The 16564-nt window shown below is 22.8% G+C and carries 15 protein-coding genes; 5 read left to right on the top strand and 10 right to left on the bottom strand.

The annotated features are described in order from the left end of the window. The first annotated feature begins 52 nt into the window (after nucleotides 1-52). Nucleotides 53-1438, top strand: coding sequence for a lipopolysaccharide biosynthesis protein (locus AC5SL0_RS00825; protein WP_494618379.1), 1386 nt, complete (start codon nucleotides 53-55; stop codon nucleotides 1436-1438). Beyond that, nucleotides 1435-2313 carry a glycosyltransferase family 2 protein gene (locus AC5SL0_RS00820; protein ID WP_494618377.1) on the top strand — a complete coding sequence of 293 codons (879 nt, stop codon included), beginning with the start codon at nucleotides 1435-1437 and terminating at the stop codon, nucleotides 2311-2313. Before AC5SL0_RS00825 ends, AC5SL0_RS00820 begins: the two co-directional genes overlap by 4 nt. Here the strand turns inward: AC5SL0_RS00820 and AC5SL0_RS00815 are convergent. From AC5SL0_RS00815 to AC5SL0_RS00790, 6 genes are all read right to left on the bottom strand, one after another. Then, complete coding sequence (locus AC5SL0_RS00815) at nucleotides 2310-3272, bottom strand: hypothetical protein (RefSeq protein WP_494618376.1); 963 nt, start codon at nucleotides 3270-3272, stop codon at nucleotides 2310-2312. The two genes, AC5SL0_RS00820 and AC5SL0_RS00815, sit on opposite strands and share 4 nt — an antisense overlap. Next, nucleotides 3253-3630 carry a WecB/TagA/CpsF family glycosyltransferase gene (locus AC5SL0_RS00810; protein WP_494618756.1) on the bottom strand — a complete coding sequence of 126 codons (378 nt, stop codon included), beginning with the start codon at nucleotides 3628-3630 and terminating at the stop codon, nucleotides 3253-3255. Before AC5SL0_RS00810 ends, AC5SL0_RS00815 begins: the two co-directional genes overlap by 20 nt. Nucleotides 3631-3710: 80 nt before the next feature. After that, the gene (locus AC5SL0_RS00805) at nucleotides 3711-4676 is read right to left on the bottom strand and encodes a glycosyltransferase (protein WP_494618374.1); all 966 of its coding nucleotides are present in this window, start codon (nucleotides 4674-4676) and stop codon (nucleotides 3711-3713) included. Further along, nucleotides 4654-5484 (bottom strand): O-antigen ligase family protein, encoded by an 831-nt coding sequence (locus AC5SL0_RS00800; RefSeq protein ID WP_494618373.1) that lies wholly within the window; start codon nucleotides 5482-5484, stop codon nucleotides 4654-4656. Before AC5SL0_RS00800 ends, AC5SL0_RS00805 begins: the two co-directional genes overlap by 23 nt. Nucleotides 5485-6002: 518 nt before the next feature. Further along, complete coding sequence (locus tag AC5SL0_RS00795) at nucleotides 6003-7094, bottom strand: hypothetical protein (RefSeq protein ID WP_494618372.1); 1092 nt, start codon at nucleotides 7092-7094, stop codon at nucleotides 6003-6005. Between the two features lie 160 nt (nucleotides 7095-7254). After that, nucleotides 7255-7506 (bottom strand): hypothetical protein, encoded by a 252-nt coding sequence (locus AC5SL0_RS00790; RefSeq protein ID WP_494618371.1) that lies wholly within the window; start codon nucleotides 7504-7506, stop codon nucleotides 7255-7257. A 156-nt stretch (nucleotides 7507-7662) separates the two neighbouring features. Here AC5SL0_RS00790 and AC5SL0_RS00785 point away from each other — a divergent pair, with 156 nt between their 5' ends. Together AC5SL0_RS00785 and AC5SL0_RS00780 are read left to right on the top strand one after the other, a co-directional pair. Further along, complete coding sequence (locus tag AC5SL0_RS00785) at nucleotides 7663-9339, top strand: LIC_10190 family membrane protein (RefSeq protein WP_494618369.1); 1677 nt, start codon at nucleotides 7663-7665, stop codon at nucleotides 9337-9339. A 1-nt stretch (nucleotide 9340) separates the two neighbouring features. Further along, complete coding sequence (locus tag AC5SL0_RS00780; RefSeq protein WP_494618368.1) at nucleotides 9341-10354, top strand: MraY family glycosyltransferase; 1014 nt, start codon at nucleotides 9341-9343, stop codon at nucleotides 10352-10354. Here AC5SL0_RS00780 and AC5SL0_RS00775 read toward each other — a convergent pair. The 3 genes from AC5SL0_RS00775 to gmd are packed head-to-tail and all read right to left on the bottom strand — an operon-like array spanning nucleotide 10328 to nucleotide 13604. Continuing rightward, on the bottom strand, nucleotides 10328-11614 hold the full coding sequence (locus AC5SL0_RS00775) for an O-antigen ligase family protein (RefSeq protein WP_494618367.1): 1287 nt from the start codon (nucleotides 11612-11614) through the stop codon (nucleotides 10328-10330). The genes AC5SL0_RS00780 and AC5SL0_RS00775 overlap by 27 nt on opposite strands. 1 nt (nucleotide 11615) lies before the next feature. Next, nucleotides 11616-12563 carry an NAD-dependent epimerase/dehydratase family protein gene (locus tag AC5SL0_RS00770; protein ID WP_494618366.1) on the bottom strand — a complete coding sequence of 316 codons (948 nt, stop codon included), beginning with the start codon at nucleotides 12561-12563 and terminating at the stop codon, nucleotides 11616-11618. Next, a complete protein-coding gene (gmd, locus tag AC5SL0_RS00765) occupies nucleotides 12564-13604 on the bottom strand; it encodes a GDP-mannose 4,6-dehydratase (protein WP_494618365.1) in 1041 nt (346 codons plus the stop codon). A gap of 72 nt (nucleotides 13605-13676) precedes the next feature. Here gmd and AC5SL0_RS00760 point away from each other — a divergent pair, with 72 nt between their 5' ends. Beyond that, nucleotides 13677-15407, top strand: coding sequence for a carbamoyltransferase family protein (locus AC5SL0_RS00760; protein ID WP_494618363.1), 1731 nt, complete (start codon nucleotides 13677-13679; stop codon nucleotides 15405-15407). Here AC5SL0_RS00760 and AC5SL0_RS00755 read toward each other — a convergent pair. Next, nucleotides 15404-16528 carry a glycosyltransferase gene (locus AC5SL0_RS00755; RefSeq protein WP_494618362.1) on the bottom strand — a complete coding sequence of 375 codons (1125 nt, stop codon included), beginning with the start codon at nucleotides 16526-16528 and terminating at the stop codon, nucleotides 15404-15406. The two genes, AC5SL0_RS00760 and AC5SL0_RS00755, sit on opposite strands and share 4 nt — an antisense overlap. Nucleotides 16529-16564 lie beyond the last annotated feature (36 nt).

Here is a 16564-nt window from a genome sequence, read left to right as displayed (position 1 = left end):
TTGATTAAAAATGCTAATTAATACTCACATAGCATAAGTAAATATAAAAATCTTGAAAAAATACTTAAAATCAAAATATTTAATAGGCACAGTTTATTACTCCCTGCCCAGTTTGCTATCAATTATTATATCATTAATTTCCATTCCAATTTTTTTAAAAATCCTAACAAATGAGCAGTACGCAAGTTATCTTATGAGTCATTTTATACTGACTTTTGCGATTATAACCAATTTAAGCTTTAATAAAATTGCAACAATAAATATAGCAAAAAAAAATAGCAAAAAAAAAGATATCATTTTTACATCAATATTATTAACAACTATATTTTCCACAATATTTTCACTTATAATTTATACATTAATTTATTACTCAATCCGATATCTAAATTTAGAAAATATTAAAGAATTGCAAAGTATCAAAATATTAATTGGTCTAATTATAACAAATTTTTATTTAACATTAGAGGGTATATTTAAAGGTAATATAAATTATAAAACTTTAAGTCTATTTAATTTATTTTTTTATAGTATATCAATGTCCTTACCTTCAGTTGCGGTATATTATAAAATCAACATAGACATCTTTACATTTTCAATATTAATAAAATTATTCATTATTGTTGCAATGTTTATCATCGTTATAAGCAAATTAGTAAATAGTAAGCCTCAAATATCTAAAGTTTTTATAAATGATTGTAAAAATTATTTAAAGTGGATGACGTTAAATATTTTCTTTAATCAAGTTTATAACTATTTTGATAAATACATAATTAAAATATTTTTGGATAATGTTGCTTTTGTTTTTTATAATATTTCACAACAAATTTCATCAAAGTTTAGCAGTCCAATGATGGGATACAATAACATATTTATAGCAAAAACGAATGTTAATAAGAAAGACAATAAAAACAATCTAAGCATGGCTGCAATTTTTTATTGTGCATACATGTTATCAATTTTTTTAATGTTATATTTATTTTTACAAAAATTTTTAATGATATGGTTGGGTAGTACATATTCAGCAACGTATTATGATTTGATTAAAATTTTTTTACTAATTGTAATAATGAATTCGTTTTCAAGCTTATTAACTGATTATTATGATTTAATTGGTAGATCAAAATTTAATACCTATGTGGAAATTGTGACTTTATTACCATTTATTATTGGAATAATTTTAGCAGTTTTAAAAGAAAATATTTATTATTTTATTTATATAATTTTCTTTAAGGAATTATTAGTTCTAGGAATAAAATTTTATACAATTAAACAACTCTTTTTATTTAAAAATTTAATTATTATTCAATTTTTATTGATTATTTTGAATTCTATTTTCTGGTTTGTTAATTATGATGGTAAGTTATTTATTATAATTCAAATTTTACATTTAATAATATTTCTTCCTTATAAAGAAATTAAAAAATTTTACAAAATATGAGAATATCAATAATTATTCCCACTAAAGATAGGCCTTATAAAATTAAAAGATTATTAAACCAGTTATATAACAATAAGTTTTTTTTTAATGAAATACTAGTCGTTGATAGCTCAAATGTAGATAATAAGAAAAAGTTAATTTTCATAATTAAACAAGCAGAATTAAATATAAAACTTATAAATTCAATAGCATCAATTTCTGTACAAAGAAATAAGGGTTTAAAAAACATGAAAAAAAGTAATAAGTTTTTTATGTTTTTGGATGACGATATTGTATTCAAAAAAAACTCATTTGTTGAAATGAGGAAATTTATTAAAAAAAATGAGAAGTTATATATTGGATATGGTTTTAATCTAATTAGTAAGATTGATTATGGATTTTTAGAAAGCATTAAAAGAAACAAGATCATGGAAAAGCTTGGTATTTATAATACAAATATTGGTAAAATTGTTCGTTCTGGTTGGCAAACTAAAATTAATAATGTGAAGAAAAATCAAGAAGTAGAATGGCTTTCAACTCAAGCCGTGATTTATGCAAATAATAAAAAAAAAATAAATTTTGATAATTTTTTTAAGGGATACAGTTATCTAGAAGATCTTGATTACAGTTATAGGATGAGTAAATTTGGCAAATTAATTGTAGTAAAAAAAGCTATGTACTACCATAACAATAATATTGAAAGAAAGTCTTTTAGTTTTGGTCAAAAAGAATTCGTTAATCGATATCATTTCATTAAAAAAAACAAAATTTATACCAGATACTTTTTTTTAGGTGCTGTTGTTAAAATTTTTTTAAATTTATCAAAACTCCAACTTTTAAAAGTGTTAGGCAACATCTCTGCTTTGACTAAAATTTTAAAAAATAATAAATTTTAATATTTTGCTTCTAAACAATTTAACAATTTTTTATATGTAATAGTGAATTTTTTGTAATCAGAATGAATTATATATTTGTTTGGTAAAACTTTATTTGGTAACGTTTTTTTATCACATAAAACATAAGTTCCATTATTTAAACAATCCATCATAAAAAAAGTATAAAAGTTCTCCGAACTATTTATGGCAATCTTAGATTTTTTTATAACTTCTATACTTTTTTTAAAACTTATATTTCCTAGATTTTTTACACCTTTTACATCTAAGATATCTCCATACGCAATTATGTTAATACCTTCTTTAACTATCCATTGTGTTATTTTTTTAAAAAAATTATTATTTTTATTATTATGTTTTCTAAAATATACAACAACATCGTTTGTCTTTATATGTGTAATATTTTTTTTCTTTTTTAAATATTTTAAAACAAAATTAAATTTTTTATTAGGAAGTTTTTTTTTTACATAATGTTCCAAATTATCTGTCGAAAAAAAAATATTACTATTACGTATATAAATTATTAAAATAGAAATTTTATAAAGAAATGGAATAATAAATTTTCTTATCTTATCTCGACCTAAAATTTTTGACCCTGTTATTGGTCCAATCTTTGTCTTTGGTGCCAACAAAGTAAATATTAAAAAATTCCATAGTGGTAAATAATTAAGATAAACAAAATTTTTTTTTGATAGAAAGTGATACCAAGAGACTAGACATCCTACCAGGGGATAAATGTATTTATAAAAATTACTATTAAAATTAATTTCTTTTTTTTTAATCTTTTTATAAATTTTTTTATTTATAAAAATGTAATTGAGATCAGGTGAAATAACTTTGATATTATTATATTTACATTTTAAATTTTTTTGAACATATAAACGTGCGAGTCTTCCTTCTCCAGAGTTTTCTCTGAAGTCTGAAGCCCATACACATATTGAGTTAGAAATTTTTGTATTCACGACACACCCATTTTTTACCCGCAATAAATATTGATAAAAGTAAACGATTTAATCTCCTGAATGGCTCATCTTGCAATCTCCAAATACTTTCGAAATATTCACTGAAAAAATTGGGAATTTTTAGTTTTTTGCTTTCAAATTCTAAAGCTCCACCAATACAAACTATTTTATAATTTTCATGAATATTTGAAATATAAGCCGCTATGATTTCCTGTTTTGGCGTTGGTAGAGCAAGGATAATTAGACTTTTATTTTTAATTTTTAAAATTCTGTCTTTAATCGTTCTGATAATCAAGTTTATAGGGCCATATGGAGCCTTGATATTGTAAATATTTTTTTTGGGAAATTTTTTTTTTATATAATTTAAATCTCTATTGTTTTTTTTATTTATTAAATAAACATTTTGAAAAGATTCATCATTTTTTAATCTTTTTAATATTATTCTACCAGGTATTTTTTTTTTTTAAAAAATAATTTAGCTGTAATTCCGTCTGGCCATAAATATATATATTTTTTTTTGATATTAATTTTATTATGAACAAATGCCAAATAGGCCAAATTAAAAGCCGATAAGACAAACCTTTTTTGTTTTATTATATTATTAACATTGTTAGTAAATTTATATTTATCATCTTTAAAAAAATTTATGTATTTTTTATCAAAATCATGTTCTATTGTTTTGAATTGAAAAATTTTACTTATTATTTTTAAAAGTATTGTTAAATAATAATATTTAAAAAAAATTTTTGCTACAGATAAATCTTCTGTGAATTTAAGAATGTGATTTGAGCTTATTCCTCCTGCCCTCATTATAGTTATATAACTATCAATATATCTAATTATTTTATTTCTATTAAAAATTTTTAAAATATATAAATAGTCAGCCGAAATTTTATAATTTTCATTATACATTATGTTTTTATTATTTTTAGATATAAACAAGCTTACATGTGGTGGCATCCATCCATATTTTAATTTTTTTTTTTTAAAAGGTTTAGATTTCCAGTTTCTAATTACATCTTCGAAATTATTTTTTTTTGATATTAAAATATTACCATATGCAATATCAAACTTATCTTTAATATAACTTTTCATTACAATCTCTAATGATTTAGACGAGAAAAATATATCGTCACTATGTAATATTCCAATTACATCACCACTAGCATTCTTTAAACCTAAATTAATTGCATTGTATAAATTTTGTTTATTTTGATAAATAATTTTATTTACAATGTTTGAAGATTTTATAATTTTAAGAGTTCTGTCCTCTGATTTCGAATAAACTACAATTAATTCTTTATTTTTATAGCTTTGTTTTTTGAATGACTCTAGAGTATCAAGTAACCTTGGCATTCCATTTCTAACAATGGTTATGATGCTAACTTTGGGTTTTTGTGTCATAATTAATGAAATAAAGAGCTATAATAAAAAAGATATAATCTATACTAAAAACTGCATAACTGCTCTCAACAATCCCTCTAATGAGAAGTGCAAATATTACTAAGACTGCAAATGTAAAGTTGTTATCTTTATATGAGCTTTTTCTTAAGTAATTAATTTTTTTCACCAAAGTCTTAATAATGTTAATTATTATCATAACGTATATTAATAATCCAATTACACCTGAGCTTGCATAAAAATATAAAGTAGCATTTGAGGCTGTTTGCTTTATTAAAAATCTATCAGCTTGAACTCCATTACCTATTAAAATGGATTGAGTAGATTGGACTGTTTTTTTAATTAAATCTTTCCAATGTTCTGCTCTATATGATGTAAAAGATGGATTCTGATTACGCAAAATTTGAATATCTGTTTCAATTTTATTAAATTTAAAATTTTTTGTATTGTCTATGTTTATCTTCTTAAAGTATAGATTTTTGTAATAGTCTAAATTGCTAGGTTTCAATTGAGTTATTAAAACAGAAGTTATCAATGGAACAATAACAAATATTATAAAATTTTTTTTAAAATCATTAAACTGTAAATTGATTAATTTAAAATATTTAGAAAATGATATCACTAATATAATTAACACGTATATCCCTACTATAGCTCTTGATTGGGTCAAGAATATTCCAGGTATTACTACAAAAATTAAAAAAAGCTTATTTTTAATTTTATTTAAATCAACAAATGTGATGCAAAATAAGAAAATTAATAATGCCATCCTTCCTAATCCTGATGAACGCGGCATGTTCATAACAGGCATTAAACTCGATTTACTGGAATGATGTCCATAAAAAAGTTGGTTTTTAATAATTAAATTGTAAAGGTACTCTACTAAAAAACCCAAATATATAAATACAATCAATAAAATAAAAAAATACAAAATCTTTTGTACTTCTTTTTTTTTTAATAAATATTATATTAAAAAATAATATAATATTTAATGCCAAGATATTGTAAATAATATTATAATTATCATTATTACTTAAAATTAAAGAATATATTTGAACTAAGTTATATAAAAAAAATAAAATAAAAAAATTATTAACATTTCTTAAATCACTAAAAATAAAAAAATTTTTATAAATTAAAAATATTAGTATAACAAATTGTACATATCCTCGCATTGAATAGGTCCATTCTAATAAATTTTCATTATTTGAGATATTCAGATAAGAAACATTTACATTAATGCCTAATAAAATTACCAACCATAAAATAGACAGATAAAAGTCTCTAAAGAATACTAGATTATAATAATAAGAAATTTTATTCATTAATTTAGGATTGGCTAAAATATTTATTTATGTTGCGATATATAAAATAAATAAAATACCCAGATAACATAAAATTTAGTCTATCTACTGCAGTTGATAATTGCCATTCTAAAATAGCGGAGTCTTGAATATGAAATATAAATATATTAATTAATAAACTAAATACAAAAACATACAATGTGTCTTTATATAGTTTTTTTGATTTTACTTCTCTATTTGGAAAAATTAAAAAAATAAATAACAATATCCAGGCTGGATATTTAAAATAAGTTATTATGAAATGTTTTATGATTAATAAGAGATCTGTTCCAATTGTTGAAAAATCTAAGCTTTCTCTGATTGTATTACTCAATGTAAATGAGTTTCCTTGGAAACTAAAAGTTCCATTTAACTGTGCACTCATATAGATTCTAAAAACTAAAATAATCAAACATGCAGCTAAAAAATAGAAATTTATTTTATTAAAAATTTTTTTTTGTCTAAAGATGAAAAGTACAATTATCGGTATAATGTAAATAATACCTTCATTTTTTACCCAAATAATTATATTTATTATTAATAACGTATAAAAAAATAAAAAAGACTGATCTTTATCTTCATAATGCAAAACAACATATACATTAATTAAACTAAAAATTAGATATTCCTGATACCCTCTAAATAAATCCAAATCATAGCTAATATAAAAAAGGAAATAAATTATTACTATATTCCTAATAATACTGTTTTTATTAGAAGAAATAATCAAAAACAATGAAGATAGATAAATAAATATTTGAACATATCTTCCAACATACTCATATTTTAATAATGAATACTTCCAAAAAAAAGCCCACACATAACTTCCAAGATGAGGATAATCTGATCTTGTAAATTCATTTAAATTATCAAAACTTCCACCTGAAAAATAGTTATATGCTTTTGGGTACCAAATTGCTTGTCCATCCCATCCAAGAATTGGCTCTATTGTTATTTGAGCAAAAATTACTGAATTAAATAAAATGAAATATAAAAAATAAAAATTTTTTATATTTTTTACAAAATTAAATAAATTTATGAAGATGATAACAATTATAGAATAAAATAATATTATCATCCCATTTTTTAAAAAAGAGAATACTAAAAAAATATTTAGAAATATAATGATAGAGAATATTATTTTTTTAAAAATATTTATATTGTGGTCTTTATAGAATATCAAATTACCACTAAATAATAGAAAAATCATAAACGAACTTATGATTACATTATAAAATTCAATCATTTTTAATAATATAACAATTGAAGTTTTGCTCTAAAATATTTTCATTTGATATCAATTCATTACTATCGATATGAATTATGTATTCATAATCCTTAATTTCACCAAACTGATCGATAAACCAATACGAACTTGGAAAATCATTTTTATTTATAATTTTTGAATTATTAGATAGGTTATATTTTGTTTTAAACTGATCAATAAAACCATAGCCTTGATTATTACAATACCCATAGTTAGCTATCATTCTATCTTTAAAGGGATATTTTATTAAAGTATAAATATTTAGAAAAAAATTACTTTGTATTAATAAAAATAAAAGTAAAATACACTTAAATATGAATTTGTTGTCTACTTTTTTTTTTATAAGGACTAACATGTATAATTTATATTTTTTCTTTAAATGACAATTTTTTTAAACACAGCTTTAATATGTTTTTTTTACTATATCATAGGGCAATCTCACTCGAACTTAAAAAATAATTTCTCTAATTATTGTCTACAAATTATTAATGGCTCTATAATACTTAGTTTTATTGCTCTTTTATCTAATTTTTTTTCAGGTTTAAACCTATTATTTAACTCTTTAGTGTTTTTGGTATTGATATTTTATGCTTTCTATAAAAAGTCTTATAAAATTTTATTTAATAAAACAAACATTAAGACACTTATTTTAATATCATTATTTTCTACCATTCTAATATTTCTTAGCAACTCTAATAGACCAGATTCTGGACTGTACCATTTTCCATTTATTAAACTTTTGAACGATGAAAAAATTATAATGGGGATAACAAATGTTAACTCAAGGTTTGGAACAGTTTCTATTATTCAATATTTGCAGGCAATTTCTAATAACTATATAACAATGACCAATGGTATGCTTTTGCCACTAAGTATTCTACCTTCGGTAATTTATTTATATTTTATTAGTGAAATCAAAAATCAACTAAGAAAAAAAATCACTATTAATCAAACTTATTTACTATATCTTTTTTTTACAATTATTTTTTGTACTTATAAGATGAATAGGTACAGCGAATATGGCAATGATTATATACCTCATTTTTTAGTTTTTTTTCTAATATCTTTATTATTTAAATATAAAAAAAGAATCTCATTTTCAAATATATATTTTTATACAGTGTTTATTTTTTTAAATAAAATCACATTTTTAAGTATTTTTATAATTCCATTCATAACTTTAAAATTAAACTTTAAAAAAAAAAATTTTTTAAATAGAAAAACTTTCTTTGCTTCATTCTTTTTAATATTGTGGATAGTTAAAAATGTAATGAATTCTGGATGCATGTTTTGGCCAATTAATAAATCATGCATAGAAAAATTATCCTGGTTTAATAAAGATAAAAATTCAATACACTATGTGCAAAATGTAAATAATATTACCGAAGCCTGGTCCAAAGCTTGGCCTGATCGCACTAATAACAGTGGTACAATAGAAAGTTATATAAATGGATATGAATGGATTAAAGTTTGGCTTACAAAACATGCTAAAAAAATATTTAACATTCTTGGTGTGTACATACTAATATTAATCATAATATCAATTTTTTTGATTAACAACTCTAAACATAAATTACTTAGAATTCACGATCCATATAGACTTAAATATTTGATTATGTTAATTTCTATATTTACATTTAGTTCTCTTGTCTGGTTTTTAAAGTTTCCCGTATACAGACTGGGGATATCCAACCTAGTTTTAATTATAATATTAACTTTTATAATTATTAATAAAAATATAGTTCTCAATAAAAAAAACATAGATTTAATCAAATATTTAAGTTTATTCTGTGTTGTTATTATTATTTCAAAAAATATGCTTAAGTTTAGTAAATACGATATAAGTTATAACAATCATCCTTGGCCTAAATATTATTCCTTTAGTACTAAAAATGATGAAATTGCATTAACAAAAATAAAAATAAATAACGAGTTTTCACATTATAAAACTAATGGTGGTCTATGCATGTATTCAAAATCACCTTGTACAAATGAGAATATTAGCAAACTATTAAAAATGAAGAATAAATTTTCATATAAAGTATATTATTTTTGATATGAAATACTTTGAAAATATAGATCTAAGAATATTAATAATCTTTTTATCAATATTTTTTTTAAGTTTTTTTATAAAAACAATATCAAAATATTTAAACCTTTACGATAACCCTAGCTCAAAAAGAAAACTTCATCAAAAACCTATCTCAACAATAAATGGTCTTTTGATATTACTAACTCTAAATTTTTATTTTTTATTAGATATTTTTTTATTCTACGAATTCTATTTTACAATAAATATAATTTTTTTACTTCTAATAAATATTTTTTATTTTATTGGATATATTGATGATATTAAAAATCTATCTCCCATAAAAAAAAGCGTAATAATTTTTACAATCTTATTAATTTTAATTCCACTTGATCAAAATCTTATTCTAAATTCATTAATTTTTGAAAATTTAACAAATAAAGAAATATACTTTAATCAATCTTCGGTATTTATAACAGTTTTTTTTATCTACATATTTTACAATTTTCTAAATTTTATAGATGGTTTAAATGGAGTTGCAATATCAGTTGCAATATTTTTTATTTCTGTTCTAGGTTTAAATCGAGGAGTTTTTTTAAATATTGAAATTCTAATTATCCTAAGTCTTTTGTATTGTTTGGCACTCAATATAAAAAATATATCATTTCTAGGTAATGCAGGAGTTGCTGTTCTTGGTATATTTATTTCAATTTTATATGTTTTTGAATACAACTTAAATAAAACTTTATTAAGTGATGAAATATTTCTAATTTTTTTTATACCTGGTATGGATATGACTAGGTTGGTAATTTCAAGAATTAAATCAGGAAAATCTATATCTGACGGCGATCTAAACCATCTTCATCATTATCTTTTGAATATAATAAATAAAAAATATGTTTTTTTAATTTATATACTAATGACTGTCATTCCATTTTTAATGACAAAAATAATAAATAATAATTTAATTATAATCATCTTAAGTTTTCTAATTTACACTATTACAATTATTTTATTAAAAAGATTTTCTAAAAAAACTTAATTTCATATTGCAGAATATGATCGCTAAGCCGAGCCAGTAAAACACACCGTTAAACGTTGAAAAAAAAGAACCAGTTGTTTGAAGTGGAAAAAAAAGAACAATTAAAATACTCAGATTAACTAAATAGAGATTTTTACTGTCTTCTTTGAAAAAACTTACTAAGTTTTTTATTACTAAGAACAATATTAACAAACAAAAAGGGATAAATAAAAAGAAACCGCCTTCCGCTAAAATTTCAAAATATATATTGTGCGGATGGGTATTACATCTTTGATCAGCATATTTCGACTCTATTTTTTTATACTTTGATAACGCGCATACCTTTCTAAATGTTTTAATGCCACTTCCAAAAAATTTATTATCTAAATATATTTCATACGCAGTCAGGAAATGTGCTCCATATCTACTATCCCAAAATGTATCTATTTTATGTCCTTCTTTTGAATTTCTTAAATGTACTTCATTAGTTAATCCTAACTGTAAGGAAGTTGCCTTAAAATATTTGTCATAAGAATAATTATCAAATTTTAAAAATAATGAAATACAAGTAATTATCATTACTAAAAATATAATCTTATGCTTTATGGCGCTATTAAAAAGCAGAATAAAAAATATTGATGAAATTAAACTTATAAAAAAAGCAGATCTTTCTTGTGTAAGAAATATAATTGCAAGTAAAACACCTAAATAATAATAATTAAAATATTCATTTTTTTTTATTTGAATTAAATAAATTATACCTACAAAAATAAGTTTAGACAAATAAGCACCGACAACATATTCATCACCAAATGGACCCGATAATCTTTTTCCATGTGCAGTAGAAAGTTCATACCCAAATATATCTGAACCAAATAAATATTGAATAAGAGTATCAATTACTACAAATAATATAATAAAGAATATTAACCTAAAAAATGCTTTATTATTAGTTTCACTTTCTAAAAAATAGGCAAATGCCAGAAAAAAGATTGAATATTTTAGAATTCCTAAACTTCCCTTTATGCTTAAAAATAAGTCTACACTAAATCCAATATTAACGATAAACAACATTAATAGAAATAACCCAAATTTTAATACATTTTTTTTTATAAGAATTTTTTTTGAAAATAAGAAATATAAAAACAATAAATCTATTAATAGTATATTTAGATTTAGTGCGAAGTTTCCTATAAAAATAGATATTGGTACAATAACTATTAATAATTCAAAAAATTTATTTATATCAAGATATTTTTTAATATTAAAATGATTAGTCAATTTAATGTTTCTGCACTTTGTAGTTTGTTATTAAATCATTATATGTAAATCTAATTGCATCATCAAAAGACGTTTTATATTTCCACCCATATTTTTTTGCTAACGATAAGTCTAACTTTTTTCTCATAACCCCATTGAGTCTTTTGTCATTATTAAATTTTACTTTAATTTTCAACTCTAGAGTCTTAATTATACTTTTTGTGAACTCCTTAATCGTTTTTTCAATATTTGTTCCAATATTAATAATCATATGGTTTGTTTTTTTATTCATAAAAAAAACTATTGCATCAGCCAAATCATCTGCATACATCACTTCTCTTAAAACATTTCCTGTACCCCAAAGTTTAACTATCTTATTATTTTTACTTGCCAAAAAAATTTTTTTTAAGATTGCTGGGATAAAGTGAGAACTATCAAGATTATAATTATCTGATAGACCAAAAATATTACATGGCATTAAGCATCTATAATTTGTTTTGTATTGTTTATTAAAACTCTGACACAATTTTATTCCTGCAATTTTAGCTATAGCATAAGGTTCATTTGTCTTTTCCAACGGACCTTTTAATAGCATTTCTTCATTAATAGGTTTGGATATGTTCGATGGATAAACGCAGCTTGAACCAAGAAAAATTAAATTTTTAACCTTATTTTTAAAACTTCCATGTATTAAATTATTTTGAATCTCAAGATTATCAATTAAAAAATCTGCTCTTTTGTTGCTGTTAGCCTTTATGCCGCCTACTTTGGCTGCACAAATTATAACAATTTTAGGTTTAATTTTATTTAAAAATTCAAAAGTTTTTTTTTGATTTTTCAAATCAAGTTGTGTTTTTTTTCTTACTATTATTTTCTTAAAACCTTTTTCTTTTAGTTTTTTAAAAACTGCTTTTCCAACAAGACCTGTGTGCCCTGCTAAATAAATTTTATCGGTTTTTTTAATTATCATTTATTTTTTTAAGGATGATTTTATCAAATCATAATCCGTTAAGGTCATTTCCTTAACTAACATTTTAAAATTATTTTTAGGTCTCCATTTTAAAACTTTTCTTGCCTTAGCACAATTGCCAAGTAATGTCTCAACTTCAGCTGGTCTAAAATATTTTTTACTACACTGCACAATAACTTTATTCTTTTCATTATATCCTTTGATATTTACTCCCTTTCCCCTCCATTTAATTTTAATGTTCAGATTTGAGGCTGCTTCATTTATAAATTCAAAAACTGAAAATTGCTTTCCTGTAGAAATAACAAAATCGTCAGGTTTTTTTTGCTGTAAAATCAACCACATTGCTTCAACATAATCTTTTGCATGCCCCCAATCTCTTTTTGCGTTTAGATTTCCAAGTAAAAGTTTTTTTTGAATTCCTAATTTTATTTTTGAAAGTCCGATTGTAATCTTTCTGGTAACAAAAGTTTCTCCCCTAACCGGGCTTTCATGGTTAAATAGAATACCACTAGCAGCAAAAATAGAGTGTGCTTCTCTATAATTTTTTGTAATCCAGTGGGCAAAAACTTTGGATACTGCATAAGGGCTTCTTGGGTAAAATGGAGTTTTTTCAGTTTGAGGAACTTCCAAAACCTTTCCAAACATCTCTGATGACCCTGCTTGATAATATTTTGTTTTATTCTCTAATTTTAAAAACTTGATACATTCCAAGATTCTCAAGCTACCTAGCGCCACAACATCAGCTGTATATTCAGGTATTTGAAAAGATACAGCAACATGTGACTGCGCTGCTAAATTATATATTTCATCTGGTTTTACTTTATTTATAATTGATTGAATTGAAAGTGAATCTGTTAAATCTCCATAATGAAGAAAAAAATTTTTTTCTTTTTTACTTTCAAAAATATGATCAACTCGTTCTGTGTTAATTGAAGATGATCTTCTTTTAACACCATGAACTTTATATTTCTTTTTTAATAAAAATTCGGACAAGTATGCTCCATCTTGTCCTGTTACTCCAAATATAAGTGCTTTTTTCATTATTTTAACTAATTTTGAATTTGTGATATTTTAAAATAGATATAATAAATATAAACATCAATCAATTTTATTATGAAAATTATAATAGGTATCAATGCTTATCATGCTGATTCTTCAGCTTGTATTATTGTTAATAATAAGGTGGTCGCAGCAATAGAAGAGGAGCGAATAAATAGAAAAAAACATTTTTCTGGCTTTCCAACAGAATCCATCAGAGAATGTCTTAACATTGCCAAAATTAAAGATTTAGAAGTAACAGACATTGCATTCAATACTAGACCCCTAAGTAATATAATTTCTAAAGGTGTTTTTTTCTTAAAAAATTATAACTTAAAGAATTATAATTCTATCAGCAGATATAGAAAAAAATTAAATATAAAATCTTACCTATCTAAAGATTTTAAATTTAAAAAAAATATCAAAATACACTATATTGAACATCATTTAGCACATATTGCTTCAGCTTATTTTCCATCCAATTATAAAGATGCTATTGGACTTTCCATAGATGGCTCTGGTGACTTTGTAACACTCGCCATTGCAAAATGTCACAATCACAACATTAAGATAACTGAAAAAGTTTTTTTTCCAAACTCATTAGGTATTTTTTATCATGCCATGACTCAATTTTTAGGATTTAAAAATTATGGTGATGAGTACAAGATTATGGGCATGGCAGCATATGGTGAGCCTAAATATTTTAATAAAATAAAAGATAACCTTTTTAAGTTAAATAAAGATGAAAATTTTGAACTCAATTTACATTATTTCAATCATCAAAAAAGTAACTTTAAATATGTGGCTGATGAAAATTTAATCATCGATGATATATTTAATGAGAACCTTTCAAGGCTATTTGTAAACGAATTAAGTAAAGACCATGATCAAGAACAATTTAAAAAAGACTTTGCTTGCTCTGTTCAGAAAACTTATGAATATTTTTTTATAAATATATTAAAAAAAATAAAAAACTTTAAATTTTCAAAAAACCTTGTTTTTGCAGGTGGTTGTGCATTAAATTCATCTGCAAATAGAATCTTAACTAATGATAAAAAATATTTCGAAAATACTTATATACCATTTGCACCTGGTGATAATGGCGGAGCTCTTGGGGCAGCTATGATTGTGTTGGCAAATACTGGTTATAGTTTAGATAATGGAGGATCGCCTTACCTTGGGAAAAAATTTTCTGATGAATATGTTCAAAAGCTAATAATTAATAGTCCTTATAATATCAAAATTACAAGTAAATTTATAAAAGATGAATCTCATTTATTCAAAACTACTGCAAAACTTATCTCTGAAGGAAAGGTAATCGGATGGTTTCAAGACAAAATGGAGTTTGGACCAAGAGCTTTGGGAAATAGATCAATTTTAGCTGATCCAAGAAACCCTAATATGAAAAATATAATTAATATGAAAATTAAAAGAAGAGAATCATTTAGACCCTTTGCACCTTCTGTGCTTGAGAAATTTCAAACTGACTGGTTTAATGATTCATTTATAAGTCCATATATGTCCTCATTGGCATTTGTCAAAGAGGAGAAAAAGAAGCTAATACCAGCCATCACTCACGTAGATGGAACTGCAAGATTACAAAGTGTAAGCTTTAATACCAACCCAAAATTTGCAGGTTTAATTAATGCTTTTTATGAAATTACAAATGTTCCTATACTTTTAAACACATCATTTAATGAAAATGAGCCCATAGTAATGAAACCAGAAGAGGCTATAGATTGTCTTTTAAGAACTGACATGGATGCAGTAATTATTAATAATTTCTTAATAAAAAAAATAACTTAAATCTCTAAAATATTAACTGTTTCATCAATAGTTTTTTTCCAACAAAACTTTTTAAAATGTAGATTGCCACTATTAACAAGTTTTTTTCTTAGCCTGGTGTTAGTTAACAACTTATGCATTAAATCTTTCATTTGAACTATATTGTTAGGATTGAAATATAAAGCTGCATCTTCATTGACTTCTGGTATTGCTGATTTATTTGAAATAAGAACAGGACATTTTTGCGACATAGCTTCTAAAGATGTCATTCCAAACACCTCGCAATATGAAGAAAAAATATAAAATTTTGCATTTCTGTAAAAATTTATCAGATATTTGTTATCTAAATTATGAAAAATCTTAATCTCATCTTCATCAAAATTTAGTTTAACAAAATTCTTGATTTCTAAAAAATATTTTGGATCTAAAACTTGAAGTATAAAAACAAGTTTTAATTTTTTAAAATTATTTTTTTTTAATAGTTTAAAAGCTTTAAGTATGTTGATTATATTATGATATCTTGCACATGACAAAACTGAAATAATATAATTATTATAATTAAAATTTTTTAAATAATAATTTGATTTTTCTTTATTAAGAAATTTTTGATCTACTCCAAGATTAATAGCAAAAATATTTTTTTTTTTAAGTTTTAATATTTTAGTAATTTCTTTTTTTGCAAAATTAGAACAGGTAATTAATGTATCAGATGCATTAATTGATTTTTCCATTATAAATTTAGTGAAAGTTTTTCTTAAAAAATTACCAGGCATTTTTTCAAAAAGAACCCAAGGCAAGTTTGAGTGTAAGCATAAAATAAGTTTTATATTTAAAATCTTTAATACTAAGGGACTAAAATTCATCGGGCTGTATAATTTTTTTATACAAAGATATTTTAATTCAAAAGGCAAAATAAATTGCATCCAAAAAAAACGATAGATTATATTTGATAGATAGTTTTTTTTAAGAATGTATACGATGTTTGAGTTATTATTTTTAATTTCTTTATAATAATTTTGTGTAATAAAAATATAAATTTTACTTTTTAATTTTTTTTTACTCAGGTAGTTACAAAAATTAATATTATATGTTCTTGTGCCACTTCCTAAATTTGTTCCAACCATGTCAATTGCTATTGTCATAAAATATTCAAATTATAATTTAACTTAAAGCAAATA

This window comes from Candidatus Pelagibacter sp. PS_16, from assembly GCF_059417965.1.
The sequence above is the reverse complement of the archived record's forward strand: the minus strand, read 5'-3'. Positions and strand labels throughout refer to the sequence as shown.